Here is a 17,741-nt window from a genome sequence, read left to right on the forward strand (position 1 = left end):
GGCCGCGTCGCACGACCGGCCGCGTGCCATTTAAACCGCCTCACCGAAGGAATTCATCATGGTTGAACTGCATACGAACCACGGCGTGATCAAGCTCGAGCTCGACGCCGCGAAGGCACCGAAGACGGTCGAGAACTTCCTGAACTACGTGAAGAAGGGCCACTACGACGGCACCGTGTTCCATCGCGTGATCAACGGCTTCATGATCCAGGGCGGCGGCTTCGAGCCGGGCCTGAAGCAGAAGCCGACCGATGCGCCGATCGACAACGAGGCGAACAACGGCCTGAAGAACGACAACTACACGGTCGCGATGGCGCGCACGAACGATCCGCACTCGGCGACCGCCCAGTTCTTCATCAACGTGAACGACAACGACTTCCTGAACCACTCGTCGCCGACGCCGCAAGGCTGGGGCTACGCCGTGTTCGGCAAGGTCGTCGAAGGCCAGGACGTGGTCGACAAGATCAAGGGCGTCAAGACGGGCAACGCCGGTTTCCACCAGGACGTGCCGACTGACGACGTCGTGATCGAGAAGGCCGTCGTGGTCTGACGCGTCGTTACGGAGGCACTTCGATGTTGCAGGAGAGTCCGCCGCGAAGCGTCTCCGCGGGCGTGCCGGGCGAGCGCGAATACGCGCAAGCCGCACGCCCGTTCCTGTTTCTCTCCGATCTGCACCTGAGCGAAGCGATTCCGAAGACGGTCGCTGCGTTCGAGCATTTCGTGAAATACACCGCCGACAGCGCCGATTCGGTGTTCATCCTCGGCGACCTGTTCGAATACTGGATCGGCGACGACATCCTCGACGACGATCCGTTCGCAGCACGCATGGCCGCGCTGATGCACACGTTCTCGGAGCGCGGCATTGCGCTCTATGTGATGCACGGCAATCGCGATTTCCTCCTCGGCCGGCGCTTCATGAAGGCAGCCGGCGCGATGCTGCTGCCGGATCCTTCGCTGATCATGGCATTCGGCCAGCGCATCGTGCTCGCACATGGCGACGCACAATGCACGGCCGACCGCGGCTACCAGGTGTTCCGCCGCTTCGCACGCAACCGCGCTGCGCAATGGCTGTTTCTCGCATGGCCGTTCCGCTGGCGCCGTGCGCTCGCGCAGCGCATGCGCTCGAACAGCGAAGCGGGCCGGATGCGCCCCGCTTCGGCGATTTACGATGTCACGCGTGACGGCGTGGCCGCGCTGTTCCGGAAAAGCCGCGCGAGCGTAATCATTCACGGCCATACGCACCGCCCCGCCCGGCACATGGAACCGGGGGGCATCCGCTGGGTGTTGCCCGACTGGGATCTCGACCACGGCAAGCCGCGCGGCGGCTACCTGCGCGTCGATGCGGAAGGCATCCACGCAATGCCGCTCGACTGACACCGCCGCTGCCGTCGCACCCGCCGGCAACAGCGGGCATCCATTGAATTACACCTGGCGCTCGACCGACTTGCCTTCCAGCACGGCTGACAGCCGGCGCAGATCGAGGCGCGCCGCGTCGGCGCCCTGCAGCGTTTCCAGATGCGTGCCGAGCCGCTCGAGCGCGGCGACGATCTCGTCGACGCGGCGGCTTTCCTTCGCCGCGTGATCGATCAGGCCATGAATCGCAAGCGACATCGGATCGTCGGCATTCGGCGTGATCCCGTATGCGCAGAATGCCGCGCGTTCGGGCTGCGGCTTCGGCTGCGCCGGCATCACGATGCGCGCCGGATTGCCGACCGCCGTACCGCCCGCCGGCACCGGCTTCACGACGACCGCGTTCGAGCCGATCTTCGCGCCCGCGCCGACCGTGAAACCGCCGAGCACCTTCGCGCCGGCGCCGACGATCACGCCGGCCTCGAGTGTCGGGTGGCGCTTGGCGCCGCGCGTGAGCGACGTGCCGCCCAGCGTCACGCCCTGATAGATCGTGCAATCGTCGCCGACGATCGCCGTCTCGCCGATCACGACGCCCATCCCGTGATCGATGAACACGCGCCGGCCGATCGTCGCACCGGGGTGAATCTCGATCCCCGTCAGGAACCGGCCGGCCTGCGACGCGAAACGCGCGAGCCAGTAGCGCTTCGCGCGCCAGCATGCGTGTGCGAAACGATGCAGCACGAGCGCATGCAACCCCGGATAACAGGTCAGCACTTCCCATGCACTGCGAGCGGCGGGATCCCGCTCGCGAATCGTTGCAACGTCTTCGCGCAGTCTCGTGAACATGATGTGGTCTGGGAAAAGGCCGGCGCGCATCGCCGGCAATGACCGGCCGTTATCGCGCCGGGTAATTTACTTATGACGTTTGGCGATTGTAGGGCGAGTCACGAACGGCCGCACGCGCTCACCAGTTCACCCCGCCGCCGGCGCGGGTATTCGGGCGGAACGCTTGCTGTTGCTGGGTTTGCGGGGTGATCGACCAAGGGGAGTGATCGGCCCCGGCGCTTTCCGCGGCCAGCCCGGGGCACCTGCCGACGGGATGGTTGCCCCGCGCGCCGAGACATCCGGCACCCCGTGCGCCGACCGCTTACGCGTCGCCGTCGGGCTTGCCCGATTTCAGCAGGATGTGCTTCGCGACACCGCGCAGGATGTTGACCTCCTCGCGCTCGAGGCCCGTGCGCGCGAACAGGCGCCGCAGCCGCGGCATCAGTTTCTTCGGGTTGCGTGGATCGAGGAAATCGAGCGCGATCAGCGCGTTCTCGAGGTGCACGTACATCCGCTCGATCTCGTCGCTCTGCGCAAGCGTGCCGGCTTCGGCCGACGGTTGCGCAGTCGGCTCGCTCGCCTGCTCGAGAAACGCGACGCGCAACTCGTACGCAAGCACCTGCACGGCCTGTGCGAGATTCAGCGAACTGTAGGCCGGGTTCGCCGGGATGTGCGCCAGCGCGCTGCACTGCTCGACATGCTCGTTCGCGAGGCCCGTGCGCTCGTTGCCGAACACGAGCGCGATGTCGCCCGTGCCGACCTGCGCGCACGCCTGCGTGGCCGCGGCACGCGGCGCCAGGCGCGGCGGCCCGTATTCGCGCGTGCGTGCGGTCAGCGCGATCGACCAGTGAACGCCGGACAGCGCGTCGCCGAGCGTCGGCACGACGTGCGCAGACGCGAGGACGTCGTCCGCGCCGCTGGCCATCGCGATCGCCTCGGGGTCGCTCTGCACGTGCGGCACGCGCGGCGCGACCAGCACGAGACGTGAAAAGCCCATCGTTTTCAGTGCGCGGGCAGCCGCCCCGACATTGCCGGGATGGCTCGGCTCGACGAGCACGAAACGGGTGGACGTGAAGCCGCCGGACGGCGACCAGGACGAGGCCGCGCCCGGCTCGGACGGCGCGGCGGTAATCTGCGGGGTTTCCACTACGATACGACTCGGTTCATCAGAATGGCAGTATGGTATCGCCATCGCCGCAGCAAACCCACTCGTCCGGACGGATAGTGGGGGTTTCCCCGTATTCCGGTTACCTGAAACCGCCAAAAATCGGGTAAAATCATGCCTTTACGCGTTGCACACCGTGCAACGCGGGTCGTACCCCGTTCTTTGTCAATTCGCGTCTCATCTCGCCTGCCGCGCTAGCGCCGTGCCGGGCGGTTGTTCCACTTCGTGGCGGCCCGTGCCGCCGGCTACAGGATCCAGGCTCATGCATCCCATGCTCAACATTGCTGTCAAGGCTGCGCGCCGCGCCGGACAGATCATCAATCGCGCGTCCCTCGATCTCGACCTGATCGAGATCCGCAAGAAGCAGCAGAACGACTTCGTCACCGAAGTGGACAAGGCCGCCGAAGACGCGATCATCGAGACGCTGAAGACCGCCTACCCCGACCACGCGATCCTCGCGGAAGAATCGGGCGAATCGGAGAACGAATCCGAATTCAAGTGGATCATCGATCCGCTCGACGGCACGACCAACTTCATCCACGGCTTCCCGTACTACTGCGTATCGATCGCGCTCGAGCACAAGGGCGTCGTCACGCAGGCCGTCGTCTACGATCCGAACAAGAACGACCTGTTCACGGCCACCCGCGGCCGCGGCGCGTACCTGAACGACCGCCGCATCCGCGTCGGCCGCCGCGACCGCCTGTCGGACGCACTGGTCGGCACGGGCTTCCCGTTCCGCGAAAAGGACGGCCTCGATGCCTACGCGCGCCTCTTCACCGAAATGACGCAGGCCTGCACGGGCCTGCGCCGTCCGGGCGCAGCCGCACTCGATCTCGCGAACGTCGCGGCCGGCCGCCTCGACGCGTTCTTCGAACAGGGCATCAACGTGTGGGACATGGCGGCGGGCAGCCTGCTGATCACCGAGGCCGGCGGCCTCGTCGGCAACTACACGGGCGACGCCGATTTCCTGCATCGCCATGAAATCGTCGCCGCGAACCCGAAGATCTACGCGCAGATGATCCCGATCCTGAAGGGTTACACGCACGTGCATCCGGCGGCGGAGTAAGCCCCGGCCGCGCCTGCACGGCGCGGCTTTCGCGCACACCGCTCGCGGGCATCGTCATGACGGCGCGCCGTTCGCCTCCCGTTGCCGGGAGGCGGGACAATCTTCCCGCACAAGGGTCGCTTCGTGCGCCTATCCTGAAGTTGCTTGAGTTGTTCGGGCCGGTCGGCGCACTTCCGCATGCACGGCCCTTCCCGCAATGACAATGATGGCTTTGCGTCCGGCATGCCCGCACGGCGGACGACACCGCCGGCCAGCCGGCCCCCGACCGTATCAACACCGCCACGACGCCGTGGCAATCGCATCCGAGTCCCCATGTTACGGCTAAGCGAAATTAAACTCCCCCTCGACCACCCCGAGAGCGCGCTCGAGGCCGCGATTCGCGCGCGCCTCGCGGAGCTTGGCGTGGCCGCGGACGAGCTCCTCCGTTACACCGTGTTCCGCCGCGCGCACGATGCGCGCAAGCGCGCCGACATCAAGCTCACGTATATCGTCGATGTCGAAGTCACGGACGAAGCGGCCGCGATCAAGCGCCTCGCCGGCAAGCCGCATTGCGGCGTGACGCCCGACATGGCGTATCACTTCGTCACGAAGGCGCCCGAGCACGGCAACTTCCTGCGCCCGGTCGTGATCGGCATGGGGCCTTGCGGCCTGTTCGCGGGGCTGATCCTCGCGCAGATGGGTTTCCGCCCCATCATCCTCGAACGCGGCAAGGCCGTGCGCGAGCGCACCAAGGACACCTTCGGCCTGTGGCGCAAGAGCGTGCTCAACCCCGAATCCAACGTGCAGTTCGGCGAAGGCGGGGCCGGGACGTTTTCCGACGGCAAGCTGTACAGCCAGATCAAGGATCCGAACCACTATGGCCGCAAGGTGCTGGACGAATTCGTCAAGGCCGGCGCGCCGGACGACATCCTGTACCTCAGCCGGCCGCACATCGGCACGTTCCGCCTCGTCAGCATGGTGGAAAAGATGCGTGCGTCCATCCACGAACTGGGTGGTGAAGTGCGTTTCGAAACGCGGGTCGACGACATCGAGATCGATCAGGGCAAGGTGCGCTCGCTGAAGCTGTCGAACGGCGAAACGCTGCAGTGCGACCACGTGGTGCTGGCCGTGGGCCACAGCGCGCGCGACACCTTCCAGATACTGCACGATCGCGGCGTCTTCATCGAAGCCAAGCCGTTCTCGCTGGGTTTTCGCATCGAGCATCCGCAGGGGCTGATCGATCGCAGCCGCTTCGGCAAGTTCGCGGGCCACAAGCAGCTCGGCGCGGCGGACTACAAGGTGGTGCATCACTGCAGCAATGGCCGCGCCGTCTACAGCTTCTGCATGTGCCCGGGCGGCACGGTGGTCGCGGCGACCTCAGAGCCGGGCCGCGTGGTCACCAACGGCATGAGCCAGTATTCGCGCGCCGAGCGCAACGCGAATGCGGGCATCGTCGTCGGCATCACGCCGGACGACTATCCTGGCGGCCCGCTGGCGGGCATCGCGTTCCAGCGCAAATGGGAAGAGCGCGCGTTCGAACTCGGCGGCGGCGATTACCGCGCGCCGGGCCAGCTGGTCGGCGATTTCATCGCAGGCCGGCCGTCGACGTCGCTGGGCTCCGTGGAGCCGTCGTACAAGCCGGGCGTGAACCCGACCGATCTCAGCACCGCGCTGCCGGACTACGTGATCGAAGCGATCCGCGAAGCCCTACCCGAGATCGACAAGAAGATCGCCGGCTTCGCGATGCACGATGCGGTGCTCACCGGTGTCGAGACGCGCACTTCGTCGCCGATCCGGATTCGACGCAAGGACGATTACCAGAGCATGAACGTCGAAGGCCTGTATCCGGCGGGTGAAGGTGCGGGGTATGCGGGCGGCATCTATTCGGCGGCCATCGACGGGATCGAAGTCGCACAGGCGGTGGCGCTCAGCATGACGTCGGGGCAAGCGGCCTGATGTACGAGACGAGCCGGCGCGCGAAGGTTCTCGACCTGAGCGGCGCCGACTGTCTCATGGCCGGCCAGGAGCGCGGTCGGACGGCGGCACGAGAATGACCGCCGCCGGTCGCGCAATCTCCGGCAAACTGGCCGAATGGCGAACTTCGCGCGTGCATGCCGAAGCCGCTGGGAAACTCGGGCAACCAAAGCAACAACTTCACGCCTGACTTGTGTCCACGCTGGTGCCCGACGCCTTCGCCGGCCACACTCCAGTGATGCAGCAGTACCTGTGCACTGTCGGATAAGGCTCTCATAGAAAACCTGCGCTAAAAGCTACGCTGCCGTATTCCAAGGAGATTGGCGGCGGCGGCGTCTTCGCAACAATCGATTCACCGTGCCGACGTCGCACGCGACTGCAACGTAATCGCGCTTCCCGCCCGGCCGGTCCCATCCAAAGGGACATCAATCCAGGGCAAGATTTACCGATCGAACACATTGTTACCGTTCGTTTCAAAGATGCCCAGATAGTAAGCTTCTGTCCCGCTATTCTTCCGTCACCCACAATAATGCCCACATGGGGGTGACATATGAATAACATCATCAAGAGCGCACTTTGCGCCGCCTTTGTGCCATTCGTGCTCGCCGGTTGCGGTGGCGGCGACGATGGCGGCAGCGCCACGCAAACCGGTACGCTGCATGTCGCGATGACGGATGCTCCGTCATGTGGCTTCGACCACGTATACATCACCGTCTCGCAGGTTCGAGTCAACGCGAACGCGAATGCCGCCGACAACGACGCAGGCTGGTCGACGATCACGCTGGCGACCCCGCAGAAGATGGACCTGCTCTCGCTGACCAATGGCATGCTCGCCGATCTCGGCCAGACCGCGCTGCCGGCCGGCCAGTATCAGCAAGTCCGGCTCGTTCTCACGCAGAATCAGGGCAACAATCTTGCGAATTCCGTCGTTCCGACGGGCGGTACCGAACAGGCACTGGCGACCCCGAGCGCGACGCAAAGCGGCTATAAGATCATCCAGCCGTTCACGGTGCAACCGAACACGCTCGTCGATCTTGTGCTCGACTTCAACGCGTGCAAGTCGATCGTCCAACGCGGTAACGGCACGTATGCGCTGAAGCCAGTCGTCACCGCGATCCCGACCGTCGTGAGCGGCGCAATCTCCGGCTATGTCGCATCGGCCGAAGCCGGCGCGACCGTGTACGCCGAACAAGGCGGCAAGGTCGTCCGCGGCACGGTGGCCGACAGCACCGGCAAGTTCGTGCTGTCGCCGCTGATCCAGAGCTCGACGCAAGGCAACTACGACGTCGTGATCGTGCAGAACAACTTCGCGTCGGGCATCGTGCGCTCGGTTCCGGTCGTCGTGAATACGACCACGGCGGTGTCGGCATCGACCGCGCCGATCACGCTGCCGGCGTCGACGACGAGCACGGTCAGCGGCACCGTGACGGCAAGCGCCAACGCGTTCATGCGCGCGCTGCAGACCGTCGATGCCAATGCGTACGAGATCACGGCGATCAACGCGAACATGGACACCGGCGCGTATGCGCTCAACGTGCCCACCGCCGCGCCGATCGTCGGCACATACTCGGGCTCGCTGCCTGTCGCTCTGGCTGCAGCGCCAACGGCAGCAGGGCAATACACGATCGAAGCGGACGCAGCGTCGGGAGCAACACAATCGACGAATGTCAATGCAACAACCAGCCAGTCGAACGTCAATTTCACCTTCTGACGTGTCGGCAGCATCATCGAAAGGGCCGACGTGCCCTTTCATCAATAACGGGAGAACGATGTGAAGAAAGGGGTTATCGCATTGCTCGCGGCGGCGGGCATGGTCGGCGCACTTAGCGGCTGCGTCGCATACGTTCCGGGTGCACCGGTCGTCGTCGCACCTCAGGGGGGACCGGGGAACGGATTCTGCCCGCCTGGACAGGCAAAGAAAGGCAATTGCTGATTGCACGAGGCCCGCGGACAGCGGGCCTTTTTCGTTCTCCGCATCAACCGATGTGCACCGCTCCGCTGGCAAACTTGGGCTGCCAACGTAACTTTTCCCGGTCCCATGAGCACCCAACCCACGACTACATCTGCAACCGTGACTCCAATGATGCAGCAGTACCTGCGCCCTGCCTGACAAGGATTATTGGTACAGAAACCTGTGCCAAACCCTACGCACGAGCCTTGGGATCGTCATTGTGCAGGCCGATCGCTGCGCGTAACCAGATTTCCTTTTAGCGCCGCGCTCATCGGCATGTCGAGATTCGCGCCACGCGGCGGAATCGGCGATTCGAACCACTTTACGTACAGGCGAGTGAATTCACCACTTTTCATCAGCCGAGTGAGCGTGCCATCGACGAGTCGCTTGAACACCGGATCGTCCTTGCGCACCATACATGCGTACGGCTCCACCTGCAGCGCGGTCCCTGCCACGACCCACGTACTCGGGTCCTCTGCGTTCGCCCTCAGCCCGTAAAGCAGCACGTCATCGAGCGCAAGTGCCGCCGCCTTGTCGTCCGCAACGATTTTCAGCGCCTCGGCGTAGTCCTTTGTCAGCACGATTTCAGCATCGATGTGCTGCGCTTCGAGTTGGCGCCGCAGCGTTTTTTCGTTCGTACTTCCGCCGACTGTCACGACAGTCTTATGCGCGAGGTCGGCATAGTCGCCAATGTGCGACACCTGTTTCGCCATCAGGCGCGTACCGGCATAAAAGTAATTGACCGAAAAAGCGACGTCGTTGCCCCGCGCCGACGTATTTGTCGTCGACCCGCACTCCAGGTCGTAGGAACCGTTAACGAGCAGCGGAATTCGATTTTGACCGGTAACCGGCACGTAAGCGACCCTCAGGTCCGGTCTGCGAAGTGCCTTGCGAACGTCGTCAACGATCGCTTCAGTTACGTCCACCGAAAAGCCGACGGCTTTATGCGGCGTCAGCAGATAACTGAACGGCACAGCAGCTTCCCTGTACGAAACGACGATTTGATTGGACCGGGAGATTTTGTCTAACGTCTGCGCACCGGCAGTCGTCGACGTGACATACCCCACGAATAGTGCGGCAAGCACGCAAAAGGATGGATGTCTCATGATGCCTCTGTTCACGACGTTTGCCCCGCAAAAGCTCGGTTTCCCCGAACCCTTTGCGTCTGTACCTGGCCGCGCATCGCATCCCTCACTACGCGTCCACCAAGTTCGACGTGAACTTACTTTATGCGGGGGCAATCGCCCTCGATTGACTCAGGTCAACGGCGCAGCCGCCTTGGAGCAAATGTCGGGACAGCGTTCCGGTAAACGCGACCGGTCTGATCCGCGTCTGAAGCGAGCCCGGCCTGGCGCGTGGTTTCGTACGGCGAACCTTCTCCCCGCCGGGCGAGAAATTGAACGCGAATGGTCGTTGCCGCGGTCGAATGTTCATTTGAGTGACTAGCCGCCCGTCGTGATCGGCGACGACTGGCCGGATGGCGAACCTCCACCGATCCCGTGCGGACCGCTGGTAAACTCCGGCAGCCAAAGCAATTTTTCCCGGTCACATGAGCATGCAACGCACCGCTGCACCGGCACCCGTCACGCCAATGATGCAGCAGTATCTGCGGCTTATCTGACAAGGCTCGGCGCACAAAGCTACGCCAAGACCTACGCCTGCGCTTCTGGGCACGGGCCGTTAAGGCCCATAAGAGGCAGATGCAATTCCTGAAAGCTGCCGCACGTAGCAGCGTTGCCAACGGGAGGTGGTCGCGTTGCGCGTCGTCGCCCCCCGTTTCACTCGGACGCGTCCTCGATAGCCTTCAAAATTATTTGCTGGTCGTCAATTACACTCTCATCTCCGGAAAAGCGGGACATTTCCATATGTCCATCGTCGAACACGTCGATCTCGATACGCTCACCGGGCACAGTTATCGAGATCAGAATGGTGTCCGGGCGATGCCGGCCCAATGTATAAAAGAGGCGGCGTTCGTCCAGGTTGCTAAGCAATTCGTACAAAGGATGCGTCATATATCCTCCGTCGCGGTCAGCAGATCACGACAAAGCCGAAAATGACGCGGTAGATCGATTCGTTCACGTAGCGGTCTCCGGTCGACATATCGAGGAAATGGACAGAACGTCCGATGCTCGATCAACGAACCCCTACAGTCACAATCTAGACTGTCGACCGCAACTGGCGTGTCGGGGTTAGCACTATGTGGCGGGTTGTGCCAGCAGCGCTACGCGTGCGAGGCAGGACAGGCCCCTGACGCTGCCGAGTCACCCTGCACCTGGCCAAACGGCGAACTTCGCCCAGCCGCGTCCGGCCCACTGGTAAACTCGGGCAACCAAAGCAACAACTTCACGCCTGACTTATGACCACGCTGTCGCCCGACGCCTTCGCCGGCCACACTCCAATGATGCAGCAGTACCTGCGCATCAAGGCCGACCATCCCGACACGCTTGTCTTCTACCGGATGGGCGACTTCTACGAGTTGTTCTTCGAAGACGCGGAGAAAGCCGCACGCCTGCTCGACCTGACCCTCACGCAACGCGGCGCATCGGCCGGCACGCCGATCAAGATGGCCGGCGTACCGCATCACGCGGTCGAGCAATATCTTGCGAAGCTCGTGAAAATGGGCGAATCGGTCGCGATCTGCGAGCAGATCGGCGATCCCGCCACGTCGAAGGGCCCCGTCGAGCGCAAGGTCGTGCGCGTCGTCACGCCCGGCACGCTGACCGATGCCGCGCTGCTGTCCGACAAGAACGACGTTTACCTGCTCGCGATGTGCACGGGCCACAACAAGCGCGGCGTCGCGGTGAACATCGGCCTTGCATGGCTGAACCTCGCAAGCGGCGCGCTGCGGCTCGCCGAAATCGAACCCGATCAGCTCGCGGCCGCGCTCGAGCGCATCCGGCCGGCCGAGATCCTGACGCCGGACGGTGCGACCGACGCCGTGCCGGCCGGCGCGGGTGCCAGCAAGCGCGTGCCGGCCTGGCACTTCGACATCGCATCGGGCACGCAGCGCCTGTGCGACCAGCTCGATGTCGCGAGCCTCGACGGCTTCGGGGCGCATTCACTCACGAGCGCGTGCGGCGCGGCCGGCGCGCTGCTGCTGTACGCGGCCGCCACGCAAGGCCAGCAACTGCGGCACGTGCGCAGCCTGAAGGTCGAGAACGAAACGGAGTACATCGGTCTCGATCCGGCCACGCGCCGCAACCTCGAGCTGACCGAGACGCTGCGCGGCACCGAGTCACCGACCCTGTATTCACTGCTCGACACCTGCTGCACGACGATGGGCAGCCGGCTGCTGCGTCACTGGCTGCATCACCCGCCGCGCGCGTCGGTCGCTGCACAGTCGCGCCAGCAGGCAATCGGTGCACTGCTCGATGCACCGGCCAATGCAAGCCTCGATGCACTGCGCAGCGCGCTGCGCCAGATCGCCGACGTCGAACGGATCACCGGGCGTCTCGCGCTGCTGTCCGCCCGCCCGCGCGACCTGTCGAGCCTGCGCGACACGTTCGCCGCGCTGCCGGCACTGCGCGAGCGCATCAGCGCGATCGTCGCGAACGCGGACGCACTCACCCGTGTCGACGCAGCGCTCGCACCGCCCGCCGAATGCCTCGACCTGCTGACCAGCGCGATTGCGCCCGAGCCGGCCGCGATGGTGCGCGACGGTGGTGTCATTGCGCGCGGCTACGACGCCGAGCTCGACGAGTTGCGCGACATCTCGGAGAACTGCGGGCAGTTCCTGATCGATCTCGAAGCGCGCGAACGCACGCGCACCGGCATCGCGAACCTGCGCGTCGAATATAACAAGGTGCACGGGTTCTACATCGAGGTCACGCGCGGCCAGACCGACAAGGTGCCCGACGATTACCGCCGGCGCCAGACGCTGAAGAACGCCGAGCGCTACATCACACCCGAACTGAAGACCTTCGAGGACAAGGCGCTGTCCGCGCAGGAACGCGCACTGGCGCGCGAGCGCGCGCTGTACGACGCGGTGCTGCAGGCACTGCTGCCGTTCATCCCGGAGTGCCAGCGCGTCGCATCGGCACTCGCCGAGCTCGACCTGCTCGCCGCATTCGCCGAACGCGCCCGCGCACTCGACTGGGTCGCACCCACCTTCACCGACGAAATCGGCATCGAAATCGAACAGGGCCGCCACCCGGTCGTCGAGGCACAGGTCGAACAGTTCATCGCGAACGACTGCCGCTTCGGCTCCGAGCGCAAGCTGCTGCTGATTACCGGGCCGAACATGGGCGGTAAATCGACGTTCATGCGGCAGACCGCGTTGATCGCGCTGATGGCCTACGTGGGCAGCTACGTGCCGGCCAAGTCGGCATGCTTCGGCCCGATCGACCGGATCTTCACACGGATCGGCGCGGCGGACGATCTCGCGGGCGGCCGCTCGACGTTCATGGTCGAGATGACCGAAGCCGCTGCGATCCTCAACGACGCGACGCCGCAAAGCCTCGTGCTGATGGACGAGATCGGCCGCGGCACGTCGACGTTCGACGGCCTCGCGCTCGCGTGGGCCATCGCGCGCCACCTGCTGGCGCACAACGCGTGCTACACGCTGTTCGCGACACACTACTTCGAGCTGACGCAACTGCCGGCCGAATTCCCGCAAGCGGCCAACGTCCACCTGTCGGCCGTCGAGCACGGCCACGGCATCGTGTTCCTGCACGCGGTCAACGAAGGTCCGGCCAACCAGAGCTACGGCCTGCAGGTCGCGCAGCTCGCCGGCGTTCCGGCGCCCGTGATCCGCGCCGCGCGCAAGCACCTCGCGTATCTCGAACAGCAGTCGGCGTCGCAGCACACGCCGCAACTCGACCTGTTCAGCGCGCCGCCGGCGGCCACCGACGATCTCGAATGCGCGGACGCGCCGGCGCGGCCCGACACGCCGCATCCGGCGCTCGAAAAACTGCGCGACATCGATCCCGACGATCTCAAGCCGCGCGAGGCGCTCGACCTGCTGTACGAACTGCGCACGCTGGTCCGGTCGCACGATGTCGACGGACACGCGTAAGCGCATCCCGCGCGGCCTGCCGGCGCGCACGGCCGCCGCGCTCGCCGCGGCCGTGTTCGCGCTCGCGCAGGCCACCGCGCTGGCCGCGCCGCCGAAGCGCAGCACCACGCCCTACTCGTTCGCGATCGTGTCGGGTGTGATGAACGCCCCTGCGGACGAACCCGCCGCCCAGCGGCTGCTCGATGCGATCGCGCGCGAGCGCAACCTCGCGTTCGTCGTCTATGCGGGCGATCTCAAGGGTTCGAAGGAAGCGTGCCGCGATGCACTGTATTCGCAGCGTGGCGCGATCCTGGATGCGGCACGCGTGCCGCTCGCGTTCATTCCCGGCCACGACGACTGGGTAACGTGCAACACCGCGGCTGGCGGCGGCTACGATCCGGTCGAGCGGCTCGACTTCCTGCGGCAGACGCTGCTCGCCGATTCGGCACTGCCCGACCCCGGCGCGCTGCAAATCACGCGGGAAAGCGAAGTCGCACGGTTCCGGCCGTATCGGGAAAACGCACGCTGGATGCGCGACGACATCGTCTACGTCGCGCTCAACGCGCCGGCGCCGAACAACCACTACCTGACGGCCGGCGGGCGCAACGGCGAATTCGAGGACCGCATCATCGCGAACGGTTTCTGGATCGACCACGCGGCCGAATACGCGAAGCGGCGTGAGGCACGTGCGATGGTGGTGATGTTCGAAGGCGATCCGCAGTTCGATCGCTACGAACGCGCGGAACGCTTCGCATGGCTGCGCTTCAACCGGCCGCGCGTACGCGACGGCTTCCGTGAATTGAAACGAACGCTGGTGAAGGCGGCGGCGACGTTCCGCGGCCCGATACTCGTGATGCATGCGAGCGGCGAGCCGCTTGCAAACGGTTTTCTGATCGACCGCCCGCTGCGTGCAGATGACGGTGAACTGGTGGGTAATGTGACGCGCGTCGCGATCGGACCGCGCCATCCGACGAATCAGTGGGTCAAGGTGAGCGTGTCGCCGGCACGGCAGACGATCTTCAACGTGAGCCTGCAGGAGGTGCCGAAGAACCTGCCCGTGCCGCCCGCGCTGCCGCTCGTGCCGCGTGACGACGTGCCGCTGCCGCAGATGCCGGAAATCCCTGCGTTGCCGGCGCTGCCCGACTCGTCGTCGGTCGCGCCGCCATTACAGGGTGACAGCGCCGCACCGGGCGGCGCTTCGTGGCCGGCGCCCGCCCCTGCGTCGGGGCCGGCACCCGGCCTGCCTGCGAGCTCAGTGCAGGGTACGCCCTGACGGCGCTTCGCCGTCTTCGTCTTCGTCCTCGTCGACGATCTCGAGCCCTTCCGCACCATGTGCGTGCTCATGCTCGATTTCGTCTTCGGTGGCTTCGCGAACGTCCTTCACGGTGAGCGCGAAACGCAGCGCCATGCCTGCCAGCGGGTGATTGCCGTCGAGCACGACCTTGTCTTCGGCGATGTCGGTGACCGTGTAGATCAGCGAATCGACTTCCTCGTCGCCGTCTTCCGGCGTGCCTTCGAACTGCATGCCCACTTCGAGCGGCTCGGGAAAACGATCGCGCGGCTCGATCTTCACGAGTTCGGGATCGTAGTCGCCGAACGCGTCCTGCGGCTCGAGCTGAACCTGCGCCTCGTAGCCCGGCTCATGGCCGTCGAGCTGTTCCTCGATCTTGGGGAACGTGCCATCATAGCCGCCGTGCAGATAGACCATCGGCTCGTCGCTTTCCTCGATCAGGTTGCCCTGTGTATCCGACAGCTTGTAAGTGACGGACACGACGGTGTTTTTTGCGATTTTCATCCAATTCTCCCAAATACAAGTCTCATTATACGATGCGCAACCGGTCTCAAGCCGAACCGCGGGATGCCGCTGCCGCCCCGCTCGGCGCGCCGCTTTCCGATCTTCCCACACCGCTGCTCGGTGGTCTTACGCCGGCGCAATTCATGCGCGGCTACTGGCAGAAGAAGCCGCTCCTGATCCGCCAGGCGATCCCCGGCGTCGCGTCGCCGGTCTCGCGCGACGCGCTGTTCGAGCTCGCAGCGGACTATGACGCGGAATCGCGACTGATCACCCATTTTCGTAACAAGTGGCAACTGGACCACGGCCCGTTCGAGCCCGGCTCGCTGCCGGCCGTCACGCGCAAGGCCTGGACCCTGCTCGTGCAGGGGCTCGACCTGCACGTCGATGCCGCGCGCGCCCTGCTCGACCGCTTCCGCTTCATCCCCGACGCGCGTCTGGACGACCTGATGATCTCCTATGCGACGGATGGCGGCGGCGTTGGCCCGCACTTCGATTCGTATGACGTATTCCTGCTGCAGGTCGAAGGCCGGCGCCGCTGGCGCGTCGGTGCGCAGAAAGACCTGTCGCTGCAACCGGACGTGCCGCTGAAGATCCTCGAAAATTTCGAGCCGAGCGACGAATGGGTGCTGGAACCCGGCGACATGCTCTACCTGCCGCCGCACATCGCGCACGATGGCGTGGCCGAAGGCGAATGCATGACCTGCTCGATCGGCTTCCGGGCCCCATCCGCCGGCGAGCTGGGCGCCCAGTTCCTGTACTATCTCGCGGAGCGTGGCGGCCTGCGCGACGGTTGCGGCGACGATCTTTACCGCGATCCGAAGCAGCCGGCTGTCGACACGCCCGCCCAGTTGCCTCCAGCGATGGTCGAGCGCGTTGCCGAGATCGTGGACGCGATCCGCTGGCGCAAGCGGGACGTCGCCGAATTCCTCGGCTGCTACCTGAGCGAGCCCAAGCCGAACGTCGTTTTCGACCCGCCCGCGCGCCCGCTGTCCGAGGCCACGTTCGTCACGCAAGCGTCACGCCGGGGCGTGTGTCTCGACAGAAGGGCCGCATTGATGTATAACGCGCGCTCGTACTTCATTAATGGTGAAGAAGGACCGCTCGAGCAGGCCAGCGAATGGCTGCCCGAACTGGCCAATCAACGCCAGATGGAGGCGAAACGGTTTGTAACACTATCCCGGGTTCCCTCGATGACAGCCTTGTTGCACGAGTGGTATCGTGCGGGCTGGATACGGGTCGGAAGCCGGATTTAGTGTGAGTCGCCCCGTATGCCCATACAGATCAAATTCTGTATGGGAAAGACAACGTATTGACCCCGCATTTGTCGACGGTCGATAGGAAAGTGCATATAATTTCCGCCCAAGCCGTAGGGAAGATTCACGCTCTAAGAAGTGCATCTCCACCAGCGGCCCAGGTCGGTGTTGGAGCACATTACCGGTATTGTTTCGCGCTGTTGCTTACCTTTAACCATAAAAGGACGTGATCATGAAGAAATCCCTCCTCGTAGCTTCCCTGTTGGCTGCTGTTGCACTGGCTGCTTGCAACAAGAGCGCTGATCAAGCTGCTTCGTCGGCTGCAAGCGACGCGGCTGCTGCTGCTTCGTCGGCTGCTTCGGCAGTTGCTGGCGCTGCGAGCGACGCTTCGGCTGCTGCTTCGTCGGCAACGGCTGCTGCGAGCGACGCTGCTGCTGCAGTGGCGTCGGCTGCTTCGGCAGCGACGGCTGCTCCGGCTTCGGGCGCAAGCCAGTAAGCCTCAGCGTCAGCTGAAAAAAAACCGGCCCGAGGGCCGGTTTTTTTACGTCTGCCGTTTCTGCGTCTATCGCACGGCAGTCGCACCGGGCCGCCGCAGCGGCCCTGCCCCGCTCATTCGAGCGCCAGCCAGTCGAAGCCCGCGTCCTGCGTGGCCACGACCACGTCGTCTCCGCTCGTCCCCAGTACACCGCCAAACGCCTGGCGGGCCAGTTCCGGCCGGTTGTTCTGTTGGCTCAGGTGCGCGGCGACCAGGTGCTGGAGGCGGCTGCGTTCAAGCGACGCAAGGATGTCCGCCGCCGCGTCGTTGCTCAGGTGGCCGTGGTTGCCGCCGATGCGCGCCTTCAGCGACTGCGGATAGCGGCTCGCGGCCAGCATCGCGGTGTCGTGGTTGGATTCGAGCACCAGCGCGTCACAGCCGCTCAGGACGGCCGTGATGTGCGGCGTGGCCATCCCGACGTCCGTCAGCACGCCGAGCCGGCTGGCGCCGTCCATGAAGACGAACTGGAGCGGCTCACGCGCGTCGTGAGGTACCGTATAGGGCATCACGGCCAGGTCGCGTATCGCGGCCGTCTCGTCACCCCACAGCACGTGGAGATCGACATCGGCCTCATCTGCGCCGACCGCGCGCGCGGTGCCCCAGCTCATGTAAAGCGGCAGCGATGCGCGGCGGGCAAGCGTCAGCGCACTGCCGACGTGGTCGCTGTGTTCGTGGGTAATGAGGATCGCATCGAGATCGCCGATGCAGAGATTCAGTCGGCCGAGCCGGCGCTCGACCTCCTTGGCGGAAAAGCCGCAATCGAGCAGCACGCGGGTGGTCGTCGTGCCACTCGAGGCCTCGACGACCAGCGCGTTGCCTTCGCTGCCGCTTCCGAGGCTGGAGAATCGCACGCGC

At 64.9% G+C, this 17,741-nt stretch carries 14 protein-coding genes and 1 pseudogene; 9 read left to right on the plus strand and 6 right to left on the minus strand.

All coding sequences use genetic code 11. The features are described 5' to 3' along the window. Positions 1 to 58: 58 nt before the first annotated feature. Positions 59 to 550, plus strand: coding sequence for a peptidylprolyl isomerase (locus C5O79_RS12860; protein WP_006478428.1), 492 nt, complete (start codon positions 59 to 61; stop codon positions 548 to 550). 23 nt (positions 551 to 573) lie between these two features. Next, complete coding sequence (locus tag C5O79_RS12865) at positions 574 to 1,374, plus strand: UDP-2,3-diacylglucosamine diphosphatase (protein WP_039364704.1); 801 nt, start codon at positions 574 to 576, stop codon at positions 1,372 to 1,374. Positions 1,375 to 1,422: 48 nt separating this feature from the next. Here the strand turns inward: C5O79_RS12865 and cysE are convergent, their stop codons facing one another. Both cysE and C5O79_RS12875 read right to left on the minus strand, forming a co-directional pair. Then, the gene (cysE, locus tag C5O79_RS12870; protein ID WP_081421096.1) at positions 1,423 to 2,226 is read right to left on the minus strand and encodes a serine O-acetyltransferase; all 804 of its coding nucleotides are present in this window, start codon (positions 2,224 to 2,226) and stop codon (positions 1,423 to 1,425) included. Positions 2,227 to 2,497: 271 nt separating this feature from the next. Next, the gene (locus C5O79_RS12875) at positions 2,498 to 3,322 is read right to left on the minus strand and encodes an RNA methyltransferase (protein WP_046546028.1); all 825 of its coding nucleotides are present in this window, start codon (positions 3,320 to 3,322) and stop codon (positions 2,498 to 2,500) included. A gap of 280 nt (positions 3,323 to 3,602) precedes the next feature. Here C5O79_RS12875 and C5O79_RS12880 point away from each other — a divergent pair, with 280 nt between their 5' ends. The 3 genes from C5O79_RS12880 to C5O79_RS12890 all read left to right on the plus strand — a co-directional run bounded on the left by C5O79_RS12880 (position 3,603) and on the right by C5O79_RS12890 (position 8,070). After that, positions 3,603 to 4,406: an inositol monophosphatase family protein gene (locus tag C5O79_RS12880; RefSeq protein WP_039364710.1), complete on the plus strand. Its 804-nt coding sequence runs from the start codon at positions 3,603 to 3,605 to the stop codon at positions 4,404 to 4,406. A gap of 312 nt (positions 4,407 to 4,718) precedes the next feature. After that, positions 4,719 to 6,341, plus strand: coding sequence for an NAD(P)/FAD-dependent oxidoreductase (locus C5O79_RS12885; protein WP_122474152.1), 1,623 nt, complete (start codon positions 4,719 to 4,721; stop codon positions 6,339 to 6,341). Between the two features lie 568 nt (positions 6,342 to 6,909). Continuing rightward, positions 6,910 to 8,070, plus strand: a complete 1,161-nt coding sequence (locus tag C5O79_RS12890; RefSeq protein ID WP_122474153.1) for a DUF4382 domain-containing protein — start codon at positions 6,910 to 6,912, stop codon at positions 8,068 to 8,070. A gap of 455 nt (positions 8,071 to 8,525) precedes the next feature. On the opposite strand, the gene C5O79_RS12900 is transcribed toward C5O79_RS12890, so the two are convergent. Together C5O79_RS12900 and C5O79_RS12905 are read right to left on the minus strand one after the other, a co-directional pair. Continuing rightward, complete coding sequence (locus C5O79_RS12900; protein WP_046546030.1) at positions 8,526 to 9,416, minus strand: amino acid ABC transporter substrate-binding protein; 891 nt, start codon at positions 9,414 to 9,416, stop codon at positions 8,526 to 8,528. A gap of 672 nt (positions 9,417 to 10,088) precedes the next feature. Next, entirely contained in the window at positions 10,089 to 10,322 is a 234-nt protein-coding gene (locus C5O79_RS12905; protein WP_099316553.1) for a hypothetical protein, read from the minus strand. A 344-nt stretch (positions 10,323 to 10,666) separates the two neighbouring features. Here C5O79_RS12905 and mutS point away from each other — a divergent pair, with 344 nt between their 5' ends. Beyond that, positions 10,667 to 13,324 carry a DNA mismatch repair protein MutS gene (gene mutS, locus C5O79_RS12910; RefSeq protein ID WP_122474155.1) on the plus strand — a complete coding sequence of 886 codons (2,658 nt, stop codon included), beginning with the start codon at positions 10,667 to 10,669 and terminating at the stop codon, positions 13,322 to 13,324. After that, a complete protein-coding gene (locus tag C5O79_RS12915) occupies positions 13,305 to 14,576 on the plus strand; it encodes a hypothetical protein (protein ID WP_174242098.1) in 1,272 nt (423 codons plus the stop codon). Before mutS ends, C5O79_RS12915 begins: the two co-directional genes overlap by 20 nt. On the opposite strand, the gene C5O79_RS12920 is transcribed toward C5O79_RS12915, so the two are convergent. Next, positions 14,556 to 15,098: a peptidylprolyl isomerase gene (locus C5O79_RS12920; protein ID WP_046546033.1), complete on the minus strand. Its 543-nt coding sequence runs from the start codon at positions 15,096 to 15,098 to the stop codon at positions 14,556 to 14,558. The genes C5O79_RS12915 and C5O79_RS12920 overlap by 21 nt on opposite strands. A gap of 32 nt (positions 15,099 to 15,130) precedes the next feature. Here C5O79_RS12920 and C5O79_RS12925 point away from each other — a divergent pair, with 32 nt between their 5' ends. Continuing rightward, entirely contained in the window at positions 15,131 to 16,351 is a 1,221-nt protein-coding gene (locus C5O79_RS12925) for a cupin domain-containing protein (RefSeq protein ID WP_131931395.1), read from the plus strand. A 56-nt stretch (positions 16,352 to 16,407) separates the two neighbouring features. After that, positions 16,408 to 16,654: pseudogene (locus C5O79_RS38925) on the plus strand (hypothetical protein). A gap of 306 nt (positions 16,655 to 16,960) precedes the next feature. Here C5O79_RS38925 and C5O79_RS12940 read toward each other — a convergent pair. Next, positions 16,961 to 17,737, minus strand: a complete 777-nt coding sequence (locus C5O79_RS12940) for an MBL fold metallo-hydrolase (protein WP_047850688.1) — start codon at positions 17,735 to 17,737, stop codon at positions 16,961 to 16,963. Between the last annotated feature and the right edge of the window lie 4 nt (positions 17,738 to 17,741).

The sequence above is a fragment of the Burkholderia sp. SRS-25 genome, from assembly GCF_004343765.1.
Lineage (GTDB): Bacteria > Pseudomonadota > Gammaproteobacteria > Burkholderiales > Burkholderiaceae > Burkholderia > Burkholderia contaminans.